Annotated in this window: 19 protein-coding genes; 12 read left to right on the top strand and 7 right to left on the bottom strand. The window is 42.1% G+C overall.

From position 1 onward, the window contains the following. Positions 1 to 160 precede the first annotated feature (160 nt). Positions 161 to 292: a hypothetical protein gene (locus tag BK139_RS24505; protein WP_286149085.1), complete on the bottom strand. Its 132-nt coding sequence runs from the start codon at positions 290 to 292 to the stop codon at positions 161 to 163. Positions 293 to 650: 358 nt separating this feature from the next. On the opposite strand from BK139_RS24505, the gene BK139_RS23785 reads away from it, so the two are divergent. The 7 genes from BK139_RS23785 to BK139_RS22080 all read left to right on the top strand — a co-directional run bounded on the left by BK139_RS23785 (position 651) and on the right by BK139_RS22080 (position 6,234). Beyond that, a complete protein-coding gene (locus BK139_RS23785; protein ID WP_139325654.1) occupies positions 651 to 791 on the top strand; it encodes a cytochrome c oxidase subunit 2A in 141 nt (46 codons plus the stop codon). 12 nt (positions 792 to 803) lie between these two features. Next, positions 804 to 1,268: a cytochrome c oxidase subunit II gene (locus tag BK139_RS22105; RefSeq protein ID WP_076263118.1), complete on the top strand. Its 465-nt coding sequence runs from the start codon at positions 804 to 806 to the stop codon at positions 1,266 to 1,268. A 14-nt stretch (positions 1,269 to 1,282) separates the two neighbouring features. Further along, positions 1,283 to 2,977: a cbb3-type cytochrome c oxidase subunit I gene (locus BK139_RS22100; protein WP_076263116.1), complete on the top strand. Its 1,695-nt coding sequence runs from the start codon at positions 1,283 to 1,285 to the stop codon at positions 2,975 to 2,977. Between the two features lie 60 nt (positions 2,978 to 3,037). Then, positions 3,038 to 3,670 carry an SCO family protein gene (locus tag BK139_RS22095; protein ID WP_076263114.1) on the top strand — a complete coding sequence of 211 codons (633 nt, stop codon included), beginning with the start codon at positions 3,038 to 3,040 and terminating at the stop codon, positions 3,668 to 3,670. Next, positions 3,667 to 4,227 carry a hypothetical protein gene (locus BK139_RS22090; protein WP_076263111.1) on the top strand — a complete coding sequence of 187 codons (561 nt, stop codon included), beginning with the start codon at positions 3,667 to 3,669 and terminating at the stop codon, positions 4,225 to 4,227. Before BK139_RS22095 ends, BK139_RS22090 begins: the two co-directional genes overlap by 4 nt. 148 nt (positions 4,228 to 4,375) lie before the next feature. Next, positions 4,376 to 5,164, top strand: a complete 789-nt coding sequence (locus tag BK139_RS22085) for a DUF2935 domain-containing protein (RefSeq protein WP_076263109.1) — start codon at positions 4,376 to 4,378, stop codon at positions 5,162 to 5,164. Positions 5,165 to 5,364: 200 nt separating this feature from the next. Continuing rightward, complete coding sequence (locus BK139_RS22080; RefSeq protein WP_076263107.1) at positions 5,365 to 6,234, top strand: cation diffusion facilitator family transporter; 870 nt, start codon at positions 5,365 to 5,367, stop codon at positions 6,232 to 6,234. A 38-nt stretch (positions 6,235 to 6,272) separates the two neighbouring features. Here the strand turns inward: BK139_RS22080 and BK139_RS22075 are convergent, their stop codons facing one another. Next, complete coding sequence (locus tag BK139_RS22075) at positions 6,273 to 6,692, bottom strand: hypothetical protein (protein ID WP_076263105.1); 420 nt, start codon at positions 6,690 to 6,692, stop codon at positions 6,273 to 6,275. A gap of 223 nt (positions 6,693 to 6,915) precedes the next feature. Here BK139_RS22075 and BK139_RS22070 point away from each other — a divergent pair, with 223 nt between their 5' ends. After that, positions 6,916 to 7,452: a DUF3267 domain-containing protein gene (locus tag BK139_RS22070; protein ID WP_076263103.1), complete on the top strand. Its 537-nt coding sequence runs from the start codon at positions 6,916 to 6,918 to the stop codon at positions 7,450 to 7,452. 8 nt (positions 7,453 to 7,460) lie between these two features. Here BK139_RS22070 and BK139_RS22065 read toward each other — a convergent pair whose 3' ends face one another. Further along, complete coding sequence (locus tag BK139_RS22065; protein WP_076263101.1) at positions 7,461 to 7,694, bottom strand: hypothetical protein; 234 nt, start codon at positions 7,692 to 7,694, stop codon at positions 7,461 to 7,463. Between the two features lie 104 nt (positions 7,695 to 7,798). Then, positions 7,799 to 9,433 carry a bifunctional metallophosphatase/5'-nucleotidase gene (locus BK139_RS22060; RefSeq protein WP_076263099.1) on the bottom strand — a complete coding sequence of 545 codons (1,635 nt, stop codon included), beginning with the start codon at positions 9,431 to 9,433 and terminating at the stop codon, positions 7,799 to 7,801. Positions 9,434 to 9,570: 137 nt separating this feature from the next. Between BK139_RS22060 and BK139_RS22055 the strand changes: the two genes are divergently transcribed. Beyond that, positions 9,571 to 9,855, top strand: coding sequence for a hypothetical protein (locus BK139_RS22055; RefSeq protein WP_076263097.1), 285 nt, complete (start codon positions 9,571 to 9,573; stop codon positions 9,853 to 9,855). A gap of 126 nt (positions 9,856 to 9,981) precedes the next feature. Next, a complete protein-coding gene (locus BK139_RS22050; protein WP_076263094.1) occupies positions 9,982 to 10,341 on the top strand; it encodes a hypothetical protein in 360 nt (119 codons plus the stop codon). A gap of 25 nt (positions 10,342 to 10,366) precedes the next feature. Here BK139_RS22050 and BK139_RS24500 read toward each other — a convergent pair whose 3' ends face one another. From BK139_RS24500 to BK139_RS22040, 3 genes are all read right to left on the bottom strand, one after another. Next, the gene (locus BK139_RS24500; protein ID WP_286149083.1) at positions 10,367 to 10,498 is read right to left on the bottom strand and encodes a hypothetical protein; all 132 of its coding nucleotides are present in this window, start codon (positions 10,496 to 10,498) and stop codon (positions 10,367 to 10,369) included. Between the two features lie 198 nt (positions 10,499 to 10,696). Then, on the bottom strand, positions 10,697 to 12,418 hold the full coding sequence (locus BK139_RS22045; RefSeq protein WP_076263092.1) for a sensor histidine kinase: 1,722 nt from the start codon (positions 12,416 to 12,418) through the stop codon (positions 10,697 to 10,699). After that, a complete protein-coding gene (locus tag BK139_RS22040; protein WP_076263090.1) occupies positions 12,405 to 13,121 on the bottom strand; it encodes a response regulator transcription factor in 717 nt (238 codons plus the stop codon). The genes BK139_RS22045 and BK139_RS22040 overlap by 14 nt, the downstream gene beginning before the upstream one ends. A 152-nt stretch (positions 13,122 to 13,273) precedes the next feature. On the opposite strand from BK139_RS22040, the gene BK139_RS22035 reads away from it, so the two are divergent. After that, positions 13,274 to 13,963, top strand: a complete 690-nt coding sequence (locus BK139_RS22035; RefSeq protein ID WP_076263087.1) for an ABC transporter permease — start codon at positions 13,274 to 13,276, stop codon at positions 13,961 to 13,963. Further along, a complete protein-coding gene (locus BK139_RS22030) occupies positions 13,963 to 14,868 on the top strand; it encodes an ABC transporter ATP-binding protein (RefSeq protein ID WP_076263084.1) in 906 nt (301 codons plus the stop codon). The genes BK139_RS22035 and BK139_RS22030 overlap by 1 nt, the downstream gene beginning before the upstream one ends. Positions 14,869 to 14,879 lie beyond the last annotated feature (11 nt).

Raw genomic sequence — 14,879 nt, 5'->3', positions numbered from 1 at the left:
GGCCTATAGCTCAGCTGGTTAGAGCGCACGCCTGATAAGCGTGAGGTCGATGGTTCGAGTCCATTTAGGCCCACCATTATACATACCATTATCAAACTAATTCCAATAGGGATTAGTTTCTTTTATTTATGAGAAACTTTTTGAAATTAGTACAGCTATCCTAACTTTCATTTATTTTAACTTCTAAATCTTTCACTCTCTTTTCAAGTTTCTTAATTTTATCATCTGAAAATAATGCAAAAGAGAACGCACCAGCTGCTAATGAAAAAGCTAATATTACAAAAACATCCAAAATAGTTCCTCCTATCTTCCCTTCAATTTTTATTAACCTGCCGGTTAGCTTAAAAACCACACTATTATCTTAACATAAAATCCCAATTATTCTTTGTGTTATTTACATTAGTTGGATATTCTATCTTAGCATTTTCGTAATCAAAAACAGGTGAATTGCCTTTTTGTGAACTATTTGTGAACCGTTATTCTTGCCAGAGCACCATTCGGTGAAGGAAACCCTTGATACTACAGTGTTTTAGCCAAAATCGCAACCTTTTTGCCTTTGAGTGAATATGAAGAAAGTGTGATTCACTTCACTTTTATGAAAACCCTTCTCAACTATGATGTAAGTAACAAAGTAAAGGAGCTGATGGAAGGTGGATACACGAAAAGTGGACCAAAGCAGTTCAAAAGAACAAAACTCACTAAAGGGTACGTTCTTTTCAGTTACAGTTGTAGGGCTTGGGATCTTTGTTACGTATTTAATCTTGTACGGCCTGTATATGGCCAGAATATAGGGGGGATAAACAATGATGCATCGTTCTGAAAAGGTATGGCTTATTTTGAGCTTTGGAATGATTATTGGATTCATGTTAATCGCGGGCTATCAGGCATTCGCTTTTGAAATGGGGCCGCCAAGCTATGGAGAGCGAATTGATCCTCAGAAAGTGGATGAAACAGCACCGTTCGATAAGCCAGGAATTAAGAAAATTGGCGATAATGAGTATGAAGTAGTTATGACTCTTCAAGTGTTCAGTTTTACTCCGAGTGAGATAGAAGTGCCTGCTGGATCAACAGTTCATTTTACATTGACGTCAAAAGATGTCGTTCACGGGTTCCAGGTTGCTGAAACTAACTTAAATGCTATGGTTGTGCCTGGTTATGTACAAAAAATAACTCAGAAATTTGATAAGCCAGGTGAATATTTGGTTCTTTGCAATGAGTACTGCGGTGCGGGTCATCAAATGATGAGCACAACCATTACAGTGAAATAAAGGGGGGATAGACAGTGGAAACAGTTATTAAACAATCAGGAAAAACACAAGTTTTTAAGGATAAAGCAATTAAAGTTATGGGGATTAGCCTCGAGGATGGAAAATTAACGAAATCATATTTATCTGTTGCTTTCTTGGCCATCCTTCTGGGCGGAATACTCGGACTGGTGCAAGGCCTGAACCGGGCTGGAATGCTCGAATTGCCGGCATGGCTGAATTATTATCAGGTTCTGACAGCTCATGGTCTTCTGCTGGTAGTCGTATTGTCAGCGTTCTTCACAATTGGATACTTCTATGCTGGGTTATCCCATACACTGGGCGGCCTGCTTCCTAAGGTCAGAAAGATGGCATGGATAGGCTTCTGGATGAAGATTCTCGGATTTGTCCTAGCGGTAATCCCGATTTTAATGAATGAAGCATCTGTTATGTATACTTTCTATCCGCCAATGGCTGCTTCACCTATTTTCTATATCGGCTTAGTATTTATCGTATTGGGTGTATGGATGTGTGCCTTTGGTGCCTTTATCAATGTGGCCAGCTGGAGAAAGAGAAATCCCGGCAAGCATATCCCGATTCTTTCTTTCTTTGCAACCGGCGTTTTTGTTCTCTTATTCTTCGGAAGCATACCTGTAGCAATCGAGGTTTTTACTATAATTCCTTGGGCTTTTGGATGGGTTGAGACAATAAATGTTATGGTTGCACGCACGCTGTTCTGGGCGTTCGGCCATACGCTGGTTAACATCTGGTATTTAACGGCAGTCTCAGCCTGGTATGTCATCGTGCCGAAAGTTATTGGCGGCCGAAGATGGAATGATTTATTAACAAGAATTGTGGTTATAGCACTAGTAATTATGAATATTACCGGAGGCTTCCACCATCAAATTATTGACCCGGGTATCTCTGAACCTGTGAAATATATGCACGTGTTTATGAGTTTGGCCATTGGCTTCCCTTCATTAATGACTGCTTATGCAATGTTTGCAGTCTTTGAACGCACAGCGAGAAGGAAAGGCGGAAAAGGCATTGTTGGATGGTATAAGAAGCTCCCTTGGGGAGACGTCAGATTCCTTGCACCATTTATCGCAATGGCTGCTTTTATCCCTGCTGGGGCGGGCGGTATTGCTCAAACTACAAACCAATTGAACCAAGTAGTCCATAACACGATGTGGGTCGTTGGCCATTTCCACTTAACACTTGGCATGTCAGTAGTTATGACGTTCTTCGGCTTAAGCTATTGGCTCATTCCTTATGTATCTAAAAGAGTGCTTACACCGCAGATCAACAAACTTGGGGTTATTCAAACGATTATATGGACGGTCGGTATGATCATCATGTCTGGTGCGATGCACTGGGTCGGTCTGCTGGGATCTCCGAGAAGAACTTCTTATTCAACTTACTTTGACAATGCAACTGCCCTAAGCTGGGATCCATACCTGTTTTTCCTGGCGATTGGAGGAACACTTCTGATGATCGGGGTGTTAATGCAGGTATACGCAGTATTCTACCTCATGTTCTTTGCACCAAAAGGAAACACAGAGTTCCCTATTGCAGAAGTTGAAGAGGATGAAGCACCAACACCTAGATGGACAGAACGCTGGGGATTGTGGGTTGTGTGTATGATTGTCCTTGTCGGCATGGCATATGTCATTCCATTGGTCGATTTCATGGTCAATGCGCCTCCAGGTTCACCTCCATTTAAAACCTGGTAAGGTATGAGAGATAGCTCGGCTGCTGGGCTGTCTCTTTCTTTTAAAAGGAAGTGATGAAACATGTTTCCAAAAAATAGAACAGCTTTATCAAGCTTGCTTGTACTGATGTTTGGCATAGTCCTATTTTATATTGGCACAGATGGGTTTCAGGCTTTTACTGCTGAAACAGCCAGGGTTAATCAGTTAATGGATGAAAAGCCTCAGTTCCCCGATGTAACGCTTGAAGACAATAATGGAAGGACCTACTCTTTCTCGGAATTTGAAGGGAAGTATGTTTTTATTACTTTCTTATATACTTCATGCGGTACGGTTTGCCCTGAGCTTGAGGTTAATATGTCTGAAGTATATAAACGGATTCCGGAAGAGTATATTGGCCATGACATTCAATTCCTTAGTATCAGTTTTGATCCGGAGAGGGATGATCCGAAAACATTGGATACTTACCGTAAGGCTTTCGGCAGTGACGGAGAAACGTGGAGAATGGCAAGGATCCCGGATAAGAAAGAGCTTGAATCTTTGCTGGACCGGTTTGGCGTCATTGTCATACCGGATGAATACGGCAACTTTGCCCATAACTCGGCTTTTTATCTGGTGAACCCAAAAGGACAGTTAATTGAAGTCATGGACTACACATTGATTGAAGAAGCGGCTGATCGGGTAACGGAGATTCTGCTCAGCGGGAGGGAAGAATGATGAAGTCACCAGTTTACGGATTGCTTCTGCTTCTTGCGTTGATGCTCCCGCCTGTATCTAATTTGCTGGAGTCCATTATGATTACCCATATGCATATGCAAATGCCCCTGCTGGTGATCTCTGGATTATTTATGGCGAAGTTCTTTCAGAATCGTTTTCCGGAGTTTTTCTCAAAATGGAATGAAAACGGAGTGCCGGGTCTATTGCTGTTTTCAATCATTATGGTGTATTGGTCTCTGCCAAGGACGATGGATGAAGCTTTGACGCTTACCAGTGTAGAAGTATTTAAATATATCTCATTGCCATTTTTGGCTGGGGTGCCATTGCGGGACAGCTGGCCAAAGCTAAGTTCATTTTGGAAGCATGCTCTCATTATCTTTTTTACTATTCTTTTTCTAGCTCTTGGATGGCTATATATCTGGTCTCCTGTGCAGCTTTGCAATAACTATTTGGTTATCGAGCAGATTACGCTCGGCTGGGGGTTCATCTCAACCGCGTTTGCGATGGTTGTTTACTTGATTTATAGCTATTTTATGGATTTTTCAAAATATGAGTAAAAGAAGGACTGCTGCCGTCTTGGGAGCAGTTCTTGCATTTTCTGACTGATTTGCCTTCTGTTAATGAGCCGTAAGTAAAATAGATGGAATGATCGCAGCAAACCGTAAATAAAAATGAAAAGGAGTGAGTAATTAGGGAGGGGAAGAAATGGCGGATCCAATTGTCGCTAGATCACTGGACGAAATTAAATTTTGGTCCAGGATTATGAAAGAACATGCCTTATTTTTAAGTTTGGGTTTTACATATGAGCAGAAACAACTAATTACCGAAGCACAGCAGTTTATTGCATTGTTTGAAAGAATAGAGGAAAAGCTGGCTAGGTTTAATGTAAATTCGGAACTTGGCCAGGTGCAAGCTTTTAATAACGAGGTTTATCAGGCTGCTGCCGCAATCTGGAGTTATAAAAGAAAGGTATTGGGTCTGACATTAAGATGCGAAATCCGTTCAAATAATTACCCATTATTGATTGACCATATCAGCAGAGAAGCAGCTTATTTTGCTAATCGATTAAAAGAGCTTAATTCAGGGGTACTTGCTCCAAAACCTGAAGCCATTATAGAGGAGAATGTATTTTTCCTGAAGATCATGGCAGATCATGCTAAATTTATCGGTCATTTATTAGACCCTTCCGAAAGAAAGCTGGTTGAACAGGCCAGAGAGTTCAGCCATGATTTCGATCAATTGCTATTCCAGGCTGTGGACCTGGAATCTATGCAGCCGCAATCAGAAACGAAACCGATTCTGAGCCAATTCTTAAACCAGAATAAACTATCAGTTGCTTCATTAAGGGATTTTAAGAAAACTGCCAGAGAATTAATAGAGGCATGCCGGATCAAAAGCAATATTCATCCTCTTCTGGCTGACCATACCTTTAGGGAAGCAGAGCGGTTTTTGGAAATAATCGATATGTTTGAGGCGAATCTTAAGAGGGCTTAGATTTGATTAGAAGGCTGTTTAAATTCTGTTTCGTTCTTTAACGTATTAAGATGCCAGCCTTTTACGGGCTGGCTTGATTTTTCATTGGTGCAACTTAATTGCACTTTGCTTATTTATTTAATAAAAGACAAAAAGATTGCTCTAGACCCACCCGAATGCCGCTTGGTAATATAATCAAGGGTAATGTAGGAGGCTGGGGCATGGAAGAAGAAAAGTATCGAAACCTTAAGTTGGGTGAGCGTGCTGCGGTTATTAGTATTGCAGCTTATATATGTCTTTCTGTACTAAAATTAACAATTGGATATGTGAGTGATTCTGCTGCTTTGAAAGCGGATGGATTGAATAATACCACGGATATTATTGCTTCAATTGCAGTGCTTATAGGTCTTAGGATTTCCCAGCGTCCTCCGGATAAAAATCATGGGTATGGCCATTGGAAGAGTGAAACCATTGCTTCTATGGTAGCTTCCTTTATTATGGCCGCTGTAGGTCTTCAAGTCCTGCTGAATGCTGTTTCATCCATGTTTGAAGGTGTTAATGAATCTCCCGATGTTTTTGCGGCATATACGGGAGTTTTTTCTGGAGCGGCAATGTACTTTGTGTACCGCTACAACAGGAAATTAGCGATAAAAATTAACAGCAAGGCCGTAATGGCAGCGGCAAAGGATAATATTTCAGATGCCTGGGTGAGTTTAGGCACAGCCATCGGGATATTTGGGTCACAGCTGAACATGCCATGGCTTGATCCGTTAACAGCCATTATTGTCGGGCTTTTAATATGCAAAACGGCTTGGGATATTTTTATACAAGCTTCCCATGAGCTTTCAGATGGATTTGATGAAAAAAAGATTAAAGAATATCAGGATGTCATCAAAAAAGTAAACGGGGTTAAAGGAATAAAAGATATTAAAGGTAGAAACTACGGCAATAATGAGGTGATCGATGTGGTCATCTTGGTTAATTCCACACTTGATATTAAGGAAGCCCATGATATTGCGACACATGTGGAAAAAGTGATGATGCATGATCATGGTGTTTATGATGTTCATGTCCATGTTGAGCCAAATTGAAAAGAAATGCGTCTCATGATGAGGCGCATTTCTTTTTTTTAGCTGAACACTTTATCTAATTCCCTAAACTGATCATAGGCATTGACCAGATGTTCAGGTACTATCTTTCTTCCGTAATCCCAGGAGTTTTTTTCTATTTCAGCCATGAGCTGTTCTTTCTCGTCATCTTCTCCATACATAAGCGTTCTGATGTCGTGTTTGTTTTTTTTGAAATCAAGGTAATAGCCGATTTCATGGTAAAGCATTAATTTTACCAGGTTCTCATCCGTCTCTTTTATTTTAAAATTGATTTTGGCTATATAGCCGTTCACTTTCAGATAGTTAAACTTGATTGTATTCGTTGATACGTTGTAGCTCATGGGTGAAGCGAGTGTATTGCTGAACTCGTAATTTATATTGAGGCGTTGTTCATTTAATGTATGTAAAATAATTTTTTCAATATCCCATATATACAGCACTTTCCTTATCACAGTCCTTTCAGAGTTTTCTTGCCTTGATTATACAAGGCGATCAGTCACGGTAACAGTGTTTTCAGCTACAATAGGTCCATTTGGGCAGAAACTGTAAATTATGAAAAAATGAGACTGAGGCAAAAGAAGGAGAGAAAATGGGGAAATCTGAAACTTCGCTGTTGCTTGATCCGTAGATATGGGTATTGACCAATTCTGATGGGGTGAAAAATTGGATAATAAAAAAGCAACAGTTGTTTCTGTTTCGATGATGAAGCTGCAGATTTATTTGTTTTTTGCAACGATGGCGCTTATATTTGGGGTCTACATTCTACATGCTGTGATCTATGGCGGCGGGGAAATGACTATTGATCTTATGGGTATGCTATTATTTTTAGCTGGCATGGTCGTTATCGTTATTTTGCATGAAGCCATCCATTTGGCGGGTTTTCACTATATTGGCGGTGTTCCATGGAAGGAAATGTCCTGGGGAGTCAACTTGAAAATGGGTATAGCTTATGCACATGCCAAACAGCCTGTGACGGTTCAGCAAATGAAAAAGGTTTTAATGCTGCCATTCATTCCGACTGGCTTATTGCCGCTTATTCTGGGGGTGGTGCTTAACACGCCTGGATTATCGGTCCTGGGAGCGATATTGACAGTTGGTTGTATGGGAGATCTTGTTTTGTATCAAAAGCTATTAAAATTTCCGAATGATGCTCTTGTCATTGACCATCCGACGAAACCGCAATTTACGGTATATGAATAGCGGTTATACTAGCTTTTATATTTGCTGTCCCATCTAATAAATAGCTGCGTGAAATAGAAAGCAGCAAGGGCCGCCAGTGCTGATATAAGGAGGTTTCTCATGGAATCAAGCCCATAGAGCCGGATCCCGGTTAATTTAGAAGCTGTGGTGCATAATCTCCAGTTTTCATAAACGATTGCTGACTTATGAAAAATTGGAAAGAAGACACCGAACAGCATGAGGAAATAAATATATTTTTTCATTATCCAATTCCTTTCTTTCTGAATCTAATAGAAGATATGAGGGAAATCCTGCTATTAGTATCAAATGGACAAGAAAAAAGGACAGTCGCGTGAGGCTGTCCTTTTTAGTCTATTCTCTTTATCCGACCATCAATTGCAGAACTAAACGGCTGTGGGAGCTGCTTGATATATTTCTCCAGTGCATCAATATCCATTGGTCCAGTCACTCTATTTATACCACTTCGAAATACAGTGAAAATATCTCCGCCATCAGCGAGATAGGTATTTACGGCAACTGAATATTTCCTATCCGGATCAAGCTTTGTTCCATCGGGCAGATAGATTTCTTGAATTTTACTGCCGGCAGGCTGTCTGTCATCCCAGCTGTATGTGAAGCCGGAGATCTGAAGAATTCTGGCAGTGTCAGGCTGCCATTGCTGATTGAGGGCATCACGGATTTGGCTGCCTGTCAGGTTCATTTTAACCAATTGATTACTGAAGGGAAGCACGACATATAAGTTTCCCCATGTAATACGGCCGGCGTCAATGTCTGCGCGGATTCCTCCTGGATTGATGAAAGCGAAATCTGTTTTCATCGCTGCCCGCTCGGAATCGGCAATAAGATTGCCCAAGGCGGACTCCCCGCTTCTGTTACGGGCAGCTGTGATAGGTATAGCAGCAGTGCCAATATATCTGTTCACAGCATGCTCTACTTTCCTTTCATAGTGATTGATCATTCTGGTTATGTCGCTGGCAGGCTGGATATTCTCTTGAAAAACATTCACAATTTCCGCGTGCTTGCGGACAATATCCTTTGTCCTGGGATTTATTTCGATATCCACATCAGAAAAGGCAGTGCCATATGAATAGGCCTGCACCAGCAGCTTCCCATTCACCACACTGTTCAGATAAGCATGACTGTGGCCTCCGAACATAATATCCACTTCGTCATCCACTTGATGGGCCAATTCTATTAGCTGGCCCATGGCTAGTTCTCCATTTGGTTTTGATTTGCCGGGAACATGGGCCAGTACCACAATGGCTCTTACTCCCTGTTTTTTTAGTTCCCGGGTATATGTATTGATTGCTTCTGCTTCATCCGTGAACGTAAGACCCTTCACATTATTTGGCGCGGATAACCTTGGTGTTTCTTGCATAATCACACCAATAAACCCTATTGGGACCCCGCTGACATTTAATATCTTATATGGGGGGAGAATGTGCTTGCCTGACTTCTGACTGATAACATTGGCTGCAATCCATGGAAAGCGGGAGCCAGGGTAACTCTTTGCAGCGGAAGGTTTTCCGCCATTTAGTAAGCGAAGCAGTTCATCTAAGCCCCTGTCGAATTCATGATTACCGATGGTGCCAATATCAAACCCCATTTTATTCAAAAATTCAATAGTCGGTTCATCCTGCAGGAGGGCAGATACAGGAGGACTGGCTCCTATCATGTCTCCAGTATGAAGGAGGATGGTATTTTCATTTTCTGCGGCACGCTTGCGTAAATACGCGGCGAGATAATCCGCGCGTCCTGCTGGTCTGGCGTTAACCTGCCGGGTGACATTCAGCTGACCATGGAAATCATTTATTCCAAGCAGCTGAACTTTCATGTATGGCCCTTCTGAGCGATCTTCAATATGGCCATGATAATCCTCAGAGAGGCCCTGCTGATCCCATTGTTCTTTATCCTCCGGCTGGGCACTGTTTAGAGGCAATCCCCAGAAGCCTAATAATATTAGGGAGATAAGTATTTTCATCAATCTTCCTCCTGCATTAGTGGCAGGGATAGTATTTGCAGGATCTGCGGGATTTAATCAGCAGGAACAGTTTATCCTTTTTTTAAAAGGGTAAGTTCATAATAAGAAACATAATACTGCCAAAGGAGATGACAACAGTGAAATATAAGAAGCTTTTGCTTTCAGTCCCATTGGGTGCAGGATTATTGTTGGCAGGGTGCGGAACAGATGAACAGGAGCCGCCGCCGGAGACGGAAGATGTAGAATTGGAAGATAATCAAATGGAAGAAAACAATAATGAAGATAATGAAATGCAGGATCCAGACACATCAGAGGATTCTGATATGGAGGAACCCGGTATGAATGAAGAATCTCCTCAGGATGAAGAGAATATGGATGAAAGTGATATGGATATGAACGATGGGGGTTCTGAAGAGAACTAATTAGGATACACATCTATATCATGTGGAAAACGTCTGCTAATGGCAGGCGTTTTTTCATTTTCAGCACTTTGGCTGCTGTTTTACTGGATATAATGTAATTATCCAAGTTTGTGAGGGGAGAGTAACATGAACATTGATTCCATAAGGTTCACCGATTCTCCTGTCCATCATCAATTTCCGCCTTTATATGAGAACCTGGGGCTTCCTGAAGTTTCTTCCTTTATTGAGCAGAAATATGAATTTGATATTACAGTAGGAAAAACAAAAAGGAAGACCTATGGAACCATTCGAAAGTATAAGGAAAGTGGGCAGTACAAGGTGCAGCTTACCGAAAAAATGACCGGATTCGGGCCAAAAAGGCTTGAAAAGCTGGAGCGGCTGCTGCTGGAGGAGGTTAAAGAACGGTTTATAAGCAATATAGAAACAGAAACGAAAGCACGAAAAGTATATCACATGCATTTCGGACGCAACGACAGGGATAAATAGGGACAGTTTAACTGTCCCATATGGCTTACTTGGTGTTGTCTCTTTGGGATTTTAAAGCGATTCTTTCAAGGCCGTTTTCTCTGTCACCCGCAAATTGTGTATCTTTTGGAAGTGCATTATTCCTATGATCTGATTGGCTTTTCTTATTCTTTGCCATGATTTTCACCTCCTTTTACAGCTAATAAAAGTATCTGCGCTTTTAGTTTGCATTCTTTTTATGAGGCTATGCTTTAAGTTTTTCGGGCTGTCAAAACATTTATATTAGGCCATCGGATGAACCGGAAATTTCAATCAAACGTTTGATTGAATTGCAATATACAGCAAAAGAGTGCGCATTCGCACTCTTTTCATTACGTTAGCTGACCGGCAGCATGATCCGAATGATTGTGCCGTTTTGCGGCTCACTTTGGACATTGATGCTGCCGCCGTGAAGCTGGACCAGCTGCTTGGCGATGGCCATGCCCAATCCGGTTCCGCTTCCGGTTTCACCAGTGTGGGTTCCTCTATAGTAGCGGCTGAAGAGTTTTCCGAGCGTTATGCTGTCCATGCCGGTGCCATCATCTTCAATCTTCACGACAAGTAAGTGTTCCTCTATAGAAGAGAGGGTAACCGTAATGGCTGTGCCTGCCAGGTTATATTTGATCGCGTTGGCAAGGATGTTATCCAGGATGCGCTGAAACCATTTGGCATCAATGGGAGCTGTAATGGATTCAGGATGCGGAATGAAATTGAATGTTTTATCCTGGTTGACGGGATCATTAATGTATTGAATGATGATCCGGCGAATAAATTCGTTAATATTGGTCGGCACCTTGGCAATTGGCAGCGCACGGTTTCTGAGCCTGTAGGTTAAGGTCAGGTCCTCCAGAAGGTCCATCATGTAATCCGACTTTTCAGACATAATGCCTGAGAATTCCCTTGTTTCCTTTTCAGACCAGGAGTAGTCAGGGGATGCAAGCATTTGAGCATATCCCGAGATAGAGGATAGCGGCGTTTTTAAATCATGGGAAAGGCCGCTGATCCATTCTTCTCTGGTCTGGGCCATAATACGCTGCTGCTTCTCGGTTTCCTTAAGCGTTTCAGTCAGCTGGGCTAAAGTGGCAATCAGTTCTTTATACAAGCGGAATTTTCTTTTCAGTTTCCCTTTTTTGGTTCGTGTTGCCGGCCTGCCATGAACATCGCCAGGCTCCTGATAAACACCATTCCCCAGATTTTGAATCCATTTCATTAAGGTCAGCAGGGGCACACCGAACTTACGTGCATACCAGAGTGTTCCGCCCAGAAGCAAGAGGAATGCCATAATAAAAATGATTATGAGACTCTTGTTTAGAGACTCAAACAAGCTTTTTTCCAGGGTGGAGCTCTTTTCATCAGCAGGAACTCCCACCAGGATTGCCTGTGCTGTGTCTGGATCAAAGTGTAACGCTGTGGAACTTCTTTCCGTATCTTGTTTTGCCAATAGCTCCTTGACTGAATAATGGTTCTGCTGATTTCGGACTCCAAAATCATCCGCTACTTTTCCATCTGCGCCGATAAGCTGGACCCATCCGTTTCTCTTTGCAAGTTCATTCTGTACCTTTTCAGGAAGGTTTAGCTTCTTAAGGTTCCAGTCAACCGCTGGAGATATCTGTTCCAGCAGTTTAGCTGCCATCTGAATTCTTCCGAAAAGAACAAAATGAGATTCATCGCCAATTTTCCAGTATGTATATTGGGATAAGTCACTGTCTCTTCCATAGATCATGGCAGCAATTTCACTTTCCTTTAATGTTACAGGCGGATTTCCCGGCACATTAAAATGACCCAGGACTTCTCCGTTCTCATTGATAGCGAGGAGCCATCCCTTCTGTTCCTTTGCGAGAATTTTCAATTCCTCTTTAAAAACAGCTTTCCCGTCTTTAAAGGTCACATGATCAGACACGAAATAATCTTCAGCATTGGCGAGATCCTGTTTGGATTCAAAATCCATCATGGAAAAACCAAGAAAAGCCCAAAAAGCAATCAAAATGATAAAGAAGAGCACAAAAACGGTAATTAATTGACCAAAAAATTGAAAAATGAATCGTCTATGGATGTTCATGAATACTGCCTTCCGGAACGAATTTATAGCCAAGTCCCCTTATGGTGATGATGTGACTGGGATTGCTTGGGTTGATTTCGATCTTCTCCCGCAGCTTTCGAATGTGCACCATGACTGTGTTGTCCTCTCCGAAGCCTTCTTCTCCCCACACATGCTCGTATAACTGACTTTTACTGAATAGCTGATTGGGATGTTTACTCAGAAAAAGAAGCAGCTGGTAGACTTGTGCCGGCAGATCGATTTTCTTTCCTGAAACAGTAACTTCCCCTGCTAATGTATTAATCTTAATTCTGCCAAAATCGAAATTTGTCTGCACGGAGGCAGGCTGGCTGCCTTTATGGCGGCGCAAATGTGCTTTGATCCTTGCTGCCACTTCAAGCGGATTGAAGGGCTTCGTTATATAATCATCCGCTCCTAGGGCAAAACCTGAAAGTTTATCGAGGTCGGTTGATCGTGCAGTCAGAAAGAAGATGGGAGCATCCGTTGTTTCTCTGATTAATGGGCAAACCTCAAAACCGGTGCGGTCCGGCAGCATGACATCCAATAGAATGAGATCGTAGGATTTGGCACGGCAAAGCTCCAGTGCTTCAGCAGCGGTAGAGGCAGTATCGATATTTTTAAACTGTTCACGCTGCAAAATAGTGGCCAGCATCTGCAGAATGGCTTGCTCATCATCTACAAGCAGTAATTTTGAATTTTGCATCACTATTCTCCTAATCTAATATGTTCAACACTTATCTTATCATTCAACTTCCAAAAATATAGGAATTAAGGAAAAATTAAGGTAGTATTTCAGATAGGTTAAGCTTCAGCATTTATACTTTAGTCATATCAGGCTGAAGGGAGCAAGGATTCATGTTTATGATGTGCAAGAGAGAGTTTATAAGCCTTTTTAAAAGTTTTAAATCGATTATTATAATCGCTATACTATTTGCAGTTTCGTATTATGCGGCGAAATTTTCCAGTTTCATAGCATCAGGTGCGGATTTGACTGCAGGAGAGACCGAGGATATCCACACAATTGGCCTTTTAACTGTCATTTTGCTTCTTGGCCAATTATTTGTATTCGGTTTATCACACGACACAATAAACAGAGAGGTCCACGAACGTACCATGAGGTTTCTTGTGACCAGGGTGTCACGATCAGCTATAGTATACGGGAAATTCCTCGGAATATGGATGTTCTGGTTTGTCTGCATTACAGTGTCCTTTTTGCTTATCAGTATTTTTTCAAGGAAGTTCGATCTGTTCATCTTTTCTCAGACGCTGAGTCTGGTGACGTATCAGGCGGCTTTGGCTTTGCTGTTGTCCGTTCTCATTCCAAGGCCGGGGTATACCATGTTCCTGGGCAATATTCTTGGGCTTTTGCTGCCGGCGTTTGGCTTTTGGGCTGCTTTTACACCAAACGGCTGGGTGAATTGGATGAAGTACTTTGTTCCTTTCTACTATTTGGAGCGGGATGATTTTACATTTCTAGTCATATTGGGATTGGCTGGTATGATGATGCTGGCTGCAAATGCTGTTTTTAAAAGGAGGGAGTGCTGATGAATGCCATCGAAGCGAAACAGCTCTCAAAATCCTATGGTGCCCAACAGGTGGTCCTGGGAATAGACTTAACCGTAAGAAAAGGAGAGATATTTGGATTTCTGGGGCGTAACGGTGCAGGAAAGTCCACCTTTATTAATATGCTGACAGGCATCATTTCTCCGAGCAGCGGAACGTATTCACTCCTCGGGATAGAAGGTCCTGATACCAAAATGATGAAAAGAGTGGGGGTTATGCCGGATTATTCATCTTTCTATGGGGCATGGACCGCTCTGGATCATTTGCGTTTTTTCTCTGAGCTATCGGGCGCCAGGGCTACGAAAGAAAAATGCATGGAGGTTCTGAGAAGTGTGGATCTCTTATCTCATGCCAATAAGAAAGCAGGCAAATTCTCCTTTGGCATGAAAAAGAAACTCGGGATTGCTCAAGCGATTATACATGATCCTGAGCTGGTTTTTCTCGACGAGCCTACATCGGGTATGGATGCAGAATCCGCCATTCTCATACACCGGCTCATTAAAGAGCTTCAAAAGCAGGGAAAGACAATCTTCATGACATCTCATAACCTGGATGAAGTGGAGAAGATTTGCTCAAGGATTGCCATCATGCGGGATGGAATCATTGATAAGATTGGAACGATGGAAGAGCTGCGGGCATTTTACCGTTCAACCATAACGGTCAAGATAAAACACTCCAATGCGCCAATGCAGGAACGGGCAAAGCTGAAGCAGTGGCTTGAGTCAGCTGGCAGTCTGCTTGAACACGGGGACGCTTATACAGTGATCACGATCAGCGATGAGAAAAAGATTGCTGAAATGATAAGGGCATTCACACAATGCAAGGCGGATGTTCTGAGGGTGGAAATTGAAGAGCCTTCTCTGGAAGAAATCTTTTTAAATGAATAATATATGGAAAA

The organism is Paenibacillus sp. FSL R5-0490 (assembly GCF_001956215.1).
Taxonomy (GTDB): Bacteria; Bacillota; Bacilli; order Bacillales; family Cytobacillaceae; genus Cytobacillus.
Note: the sequence above shows the minus strand (reverse complement) of the source record. Positions and strands in the feature narration are given on the sequence as shown.

Bases quoted from the DNA above. Each gene is read 5' to 3' on its own strand.
- BK139_RS22105 (WP_076263118.1), top strand. From the start codon at position 804: ATGATGCATCGTTCTGAAAAGGTATGGCTTATTTTGAGCTTTGGAATG.
- BK139_RS22095 (WP_076263114.1), top strand. From the start codon at position 3,038: ATGTTTCCAAAAAATAGAACAGCTTTATCAAGCTTGCTTGTACTGATG.
- BK139_RS22090 (WP_076263111.1), top strand. From the start codon at position 3,667: ATGATGAAGTCACCAGTTTACGGATTGCTTCTGCTTCTTGCGTTGATG.
- BK139_RS22085 (WP_076263109.1), top strand. From the start codon at position 4,376: ATGGCGGATCCAATTGTCGCTAGATCACTGGACGAAATTAAATTTTGG.
- BK139_RS22080 (WP_076263107.1), top strand. From the start codon at position 5,365: ATGGAAGAAGAAAAGTATCGAAACCTTAAGTTGGGTGAGCGTGCTGCG.
- BK139_RS22065 (WP_076263101.1), bottom strand. From the start codon at position 7,694: ATGAAAAAATATATTTATTTCCTCATGCTGTTCGGTGTCTTCTTTCCA.
- BK139_RS22060 (WP_076263099.1), bottom strand. From the start codon at position 9,433: ATGAAAATACTTATCTCCCTAATATTATTAGGCTTCTGGGGATTGCCT.
- BK139_RS22050 (WP_076263094.1), top strand. From the start codon at position 9,982: ATGAACATTGATTCCATAAGGTTCACCGATTCTCCTGTCCATCATCAA.
- BK139_RS24500 (WP_286149083.1), bottom strand. From the start codon at position 10,498: ATGGCAAAGAATAAGAAAAGCCAATCAGATCATAGGAATAATGCACTT.
- BK139_RS22045 (WP_076263092.1), bottom strand. From the start codon at position 12,418: ATGAACATCCATAGACGATTCATTTTTCAATTTTTTGGTCAATTAATT.
- BK139_RS22040 (WP_076263090.1), bottom strand. From the start codon at position 13,121: ATGCAAAATTCAAAATTACTGCTTGTAGATGATGAGCAAGCCATTCTG.
- BK139_RS22035 (WP_076263087.1), top strand. From the start codon at position 13,274: ATGTTTATGATGTGCAAGAGAGAGTTTATAAGCCTTTTTAAAAGTTTT.
- BK139_RS22030 (WP_076263084.1), top strand. From the start codon at position 13,963: ATGAATGCCATCGAAGCGAAACAGCTCTCAAAATCCTATGGTGCCCAA.